The 5,441-nt window shown below is 52.0% G+C and carries 2 tRNA genes and 3 rRNA genes; all 5 read right to left on the bottom strand.

The features are described 5' to 3' along the window. Positions 1-75: 75 nt before the first annotated feature. The 5 genes from rrf to E4487_RS08030 all read right to left on the bottom strand — a co-directional run bounded on the left by rrf (position 76) and on the right by E4487_RS08030 (position 5,265). A 5S ribosomal RNA gene (gene rrf, locus E4487_RS08050) occupies positions 76-191 on the bottom strand. 138 nt (positions 192-329) lie between these two features. After that, positions 330-3,222 (bottom strand): 23S ribosomal RNA (locus E4487_RS08045). 245 nt (positions 3,223-3,467) lie between these two features. After that, positions 3,468-3,543: transfer RNA gene (locus E4487_RS08040), tRNA-Ala, on the bottom strand. 20 nt (positions 3,544-3,563) lie between these two features. Continuing rightward, positions 3,564-3,640: transfer RNA gene (locus E4487_RS08035), tRNA-Ile, on the bottom strand. Positions 3,641-3,728: 88 nt separating this feature from the next. Continuing rightward, positions 3,729-5,265 (bottom strand): 16S ribosomal RNA (locus E4487_RS08030). The 16S, 23S and 5S rRNA genes sit together here with 2 tRNA genes alongside, the layout of an rRNA operon. Positions 5,266-5,441: the final 176 nt, after the last annotated feature.

The following is a 5,441-nucleotide window of genomic DNA, read 5'->3' as shown; positions in this document are numbered from 1 at the left end:
CTGCCCACGCCCGACTTTCTGCCGCGCAAAGAAGAAACCCCAGACCTCGTTAGAGATCTGGGGTTTCGTATAGGAGCTTGACGATGACCTACTCTCACATGGTGAAGCACCACACTACCATCGGCGATGCGTCGTTTCACTACTGAGTTCGGGATGGGATCAGGTGGTTCCAACGCTCTATGGTCGTCAAGCAATTCGGTTGGGATCTCGCGGTAAGGCGCGATCCCTTGGATACGTGATAGAGGCTTGTAGCTCTCGCAAATTTTCGGCTTTCTGTCGACTTCACCATCGACACCCTCTGCTGTCAGAGCAGATTGTTTGGGTGTTATATGGTCAAGCCTCACGGGCAATTAGTACAGGTTAGCTCAACGCCTCACAGCGCTTACACACCCTGCCTATCAACGTCGTAGTCTTCGACGGCCCTTTAGGGGAATCAAGTTCCCAGTGAGATCTCATCTTGAGGCAAGTTTCCCGCTTAGATGCTTTCAGCGGTTATCTTTTCCGAACATAGCTACCCGGCAATGCCACTGGCGTGACAACCGGAACACCAGAGGTTCGTCCAACCCGGTCCTCTCGTACTAAGGTCAGCCCCTCTCAAATCTCAAACGTCCACGGCAGATAGGGACCGAACTGTCTCACGACGTTCTAAACCCAGCTCGCGTACCACTTTAAATGGCGAACAGCCATACCCTTGGGACCGGCTTCAGCCCCAGGATGTGATGAGCCGACATCGAGGTGCCAAACACCGCCGTCGATATGAACTCTTGGGCGGTATCAGCCTGTTATCCCCGGAGTACCTTTTATCCGTTGAGCGATGGCCCTTCCATACAGAACCACCGGATCACTAAGACCTACTTTCGTACCTGCTCGACGTGTCTGTCTCGCAGTCAAGCGCGCTTTTGCCTTTATACTCTACGACCGATTTCCGACCGGTCTGAGCGCACCTTCGTACTCCTCCGTTACTCTTTGGGAGGAGACCGCCCCAGTCAAACTACCCACCATACACTGTCCTCGATCCGGATAACGGACCAGAGTTAGAACCTCAAGGTTGCCAGGGTGGTATTTCAAGGATGGCTCCATGAGAACTGGCGTCCCCACTTCAAAGCCTCCCACCTATCCTACACAAGCAAGCTCAAAGTCCAGTGCAAAGCTATAGTAAAGGTTCACGGGGTCTTTCCGTCTAGCCGCGGATACACTGCATCTTCACAGCGATTTCAATTTCACTGAGTCTCGGGTGGAGACAGCGCCGCCATCGTTACGCCATTCGTGCAGGTCGGAACTTACCCGACAAGGAATTTCGCTACCTTAGGACCGTTATAGTTACGGCCGCCGTTTACCGGGGCTTCGATCAAGAGCTTCGCTTGCGCTAACCCCATCAATTAACCTTCCGGCACCGGGCAGGCGTCACACCCTATACGTCCACTTTCGTGTTTGCAGAGTGCTGTGTTTTTAATAAACAGTCGCAGCGGCCTGGTATCTTCGACCGGCATGGGCTTACGTAGTAAATACTTCACCCTCACCGGCGCACCTTCTCCCGAAGTTACGGTGCCATTTTGCCTAGTTCCTTCACCCGAGTTCTCTCAAGCGCCTTGGTATTCTCTACCTAACCACCTGTGTCGGTTTGGGGTACGGTTCCTAGTTACCTGAAGCTTAGAAGCTTTTCCTGGAAGCATGGCATCAACCACTTCGCATTCTAAAAGAACGCTCGTCATCAGTTCTCGGCCTTGATCTCCCGGATTTACCTAAGAAACCAGCCTACAACCTTAAACACGGACAACCAACGCCGTGCTGGCCTAGCCTTCTCCGTCCCTCCATCGCAGTAACTAGAAGTACGGGAATATTAACCCGTTTCCCATCGACTACGCATTTCTGCCTCGCCTTAGGGGCCGACTAACCCTGCGTCGATTAACGTTGCGCAGGAAACCTTGGTCTTTCGGCGTGCGAGTTTTTCACTCGCATTGTCGTTACTCATGTCAGCATTCGCACTTCTGATACCTCCAGCAAGCTTCTCAACTCACCTTCACAGGCTTACAGAACGCTCCTCTACCGCTCATCCAAAGGATGAACCCGTAGCTTCGGTGTATGGTTTGAGCCCCGTTACATCTTCCGCGCAGGCCGACTCGACTAGTGAGCTATTACGCTTTCTTTAAAGGATGGCTGCTTCTAAGCCAACCTCCTAGCTGTCTAAGCCTTCCCACATCGTTTCCCACTTAACCATAACTTTGGGACCTTAGCTGACGGTCTGGGTTGTTTCCCTTTTCACGACGGACGTTAGCACCCGCCGTGTGTCTCCCGTGCTGACACTTGCTGGTATTCGGAGTTTGCATCGGTTTGGTAAGTCGGGATGACCCCCTAGCCGAAACAGTGCTCTACCCCCAGCAGTGATACACGAGGCGCTACCTAAATAGCTTTCGAGGAGAACCAGCTATCTCCGAGCTTGATTAGCCTTTCACTCCGATCCACAGGTCATCCGCTAACTTTTCAACGGTAGTCGGTTCGGTCCTCCAGTCAGTGTTACCTAACCTTCAACCTGCCCATGGATAGATCGCCCGGTTTCGGGTCTATACCCAGCGACTAAAGCGCCCTATTAAGACTCGCTTTCGCTACGCCTCCCCTATTCGGTTAAGCTCGCCACTGAATATAAGTCGCTGACCCATTATACAAAAGGTACGCAGTCACCCAACAAAGTAGGCTCCCACTGCTTGTACGCATACGGTTTCAGGTTCTATTTCACTCCCCTCTCCGGGGTTCTTTTCGCCTTTCCCTCACGGTACTGGTTCACTATCGGTCAGTCAGTAGTATTTAGCCTTGGAGGATGGTCCCCCCATGTTCAGACAAGGTTTCTCGTGCCCCGTCCTACTCGATTTCATTGATAAGAGCGTTTCGTGTACGGGGCTATCACCCACTACGGCGGCACTTTCCAGAGCCTTCCACTACACTCAAATCAACTTAAGGGCTAGTCCCCGTTCGCTCGCCACTACTTAGGGAATCTCGGTTGATTTCTTTTCCTCAGGGTACTTAGATGTTTCAGTTCCCCTGGTTCGCCTCTTGCACCTATGGATTCAGTACAAGATACCCGGCTTATGCCGGGTGGGTTCCCCCATTCAGAGATCTCTGGATCACAGTCTGTTTGCCGACTCCCCAAAGCTTTTCGCAGGCTACCACGTCTTTCATCGCCTCTGACTGCCAAGGCATCCACCGTATGCGCTTCTTCACTTGACCATATAACCCCAAGCAATCTGGTTACTGTCTCAATCGTGAAGACGACATCGCCGAAAATTTGCGTCTTGAGAACTACAAATTTTGCCTTGATTAACAATGTGCAGTGAAACACATCGTTAGTCACTTCTATCACATATCCAAATTTTTAAAGAACGATTTGTACCGGTCAAAAGACCAGAAATCAGCACTCAACAGGCCAATCACCTGAAGCGCTCATTTCTGAACTCTCTACGATCATGCTGTAATGGTGGAGCCAAGCGGGATCGAACCGCTGACCTCCTGCGTGCAAAGCAGGCGCTCTCCCAGCTGAGCTATGGCCCCGTAAGCATCTGCACCTGAATTGGTAGGTCTGGGCAGATTTGAACTGCCGACCTCACCCTTATCAGGGGTGCGCTCTAACCAACTGAGCTACAGACCTATCACAGGGTCGCCGCGTTACAGCATCGTCTTCTACAGTGAATCAAGCAATTCGTGTGGGAGCTTATGAGAAAGCTGAAGTCTTCGATTAAGGAGGTGATCCAGCCGCAGGTTCCCCTACGGCTACCTTGTTACGACTTCACCCCAGTCATGAATCACTCCGTGGTAACCGTCCCCCCGAAGGTTAGACTAGCTACTTCTGGAGCAACCCACTCCCATGGTGTGACGGGCGGTGTGTACAAGGCCCGGGAACGTATTCACCGTGACATTCTGATTCACGATTACTAGCGATTCCGACTTCACGCAGTCGAGTTGCAGACTGCGATCCGGACTACGATCGGTTTTATGGGATTAGCTCCACCTCGCGGCTTGGCAACCCTTTGTACCGACCATTGTAGCACGTGTGTAGCCCTGGCCGTAAGGGCCATGATGACTTGACGTCATCCCCACCTTCCTCCGGTTTGTCACCGGCAGTCTCCTTAGAGTGCCCACCATAATGTGCTGGTAACTAAGGACAAGGGTTGCGCTCGTTACGGGACTTAACCCAACATCTCACGACACGAGCTGACGACAGCCATGCAGCACCTGTGTCTGAGTTCCCGAAGGCACCAATCCATCTCTGGAAAGTTCTCAGCATGTCAAGGCCAGGTAAGGTTCTTCGCGTTGCTTCGAATTAAACCACATGCTCCACCGCTTGTGCGGGCCCCCGTCAATTCATTTGAGTTTTAACCTTGCGGCCGTACTCCCCAGGCGGTCAACTTAATGCGTTAGCTGCGCCACTAAAATCTCAAGGATTCCAACGGCTAGTTGACATCGTTTACGGCGTGGACTACCAGGGTATCTAATCCTGTTTGCTCCCCACGCTTTCGCACCTCAGTGTCAGTATCAGTCCAGGTAGTCGCCTTCGCCACTGGTGTTCCTTCCTATATCTACGCATTTCACCGCTACACAGGAAATTCCACTACCCTCTACCGTACTCTAGCTCGCCAGTTTTGGATGCAGTTCCCAGGTTGAGCCCGGGGCTTTCACATCCAACTTAACGAACCACCTACGCGCGCTTTACGCCCAGTAATTCCGATTAACGCTTGCACCCTTCGTATTACCGCGGCTGCTGGCACGAAGTTAGCCGGTGCTTATTCTGTTGGTAACGTCAAAACCGCAGGATATTAACCTACAGCCCTTCCTCCCAACTTAAAGTGCTTTACAATCCGAAGACCTTCTTCACACACGCGGCATGGCTGGATCAGGCTTTCGCCCATTGTCCAATATTCCCCACTGCTGCCTCCCGTAGGAGTCTGGACCGTGTCTCAGTTCCAGTGTGACTGATCATCCTCTCAGACCAGTTACGGATCGTCGCCTTGGTGAGCCATTACCTCACCAACTAGCTAATCCGACCTAGGCTCATCTGATAGCGCAAGGCCCGAAGGTCCCCTGCTTTCTCCCGTAGGACGTACGCGGTATTAGCGTTCCTTTCGGAACGTTATCCCCCACTACCAGGCAGATTCCTAGGCATTACTCACCCGTCCGCCGCTGAATCCAGGAGCAAGCTCCCTTCATCCGCTCGACTTGCATGTGTTAGGCCTGCCGCCAGCGTTCAATCTGAGCCATGATCAAACTCTTCAGTTCAATACTGCTTGGGTTTTGAGAAAACCCTAAACTTGGCTCAGCAATCGCAAATAAACTCTCGAATTCACGAGTGTTACTTGTGATGCTGATAATCAGTTGACTACCAGTCTTACCTCACAAGCACCCACACGAATTGCTTGATTCAGTTGTTAAAGAACAGTTGGTTAAGTCTTTCG

This window comes from Pseudomonas sp. BMW13 (genome assembly GCF_013357275.1).
Classification (GTDB): domain Bacteria; phylum Pseudomonadota; class Gammaproteobacteria; order Pseudomonadales; family Pseudomonadaceae; genus Aquipseudomonas; species Aquipseudomonas khazarica.
The sequence above is the reverse complement of the archived record's forward strand: the minus strand, read 5'-3'. Positions and strand labels throughout refer to the sequence as shown.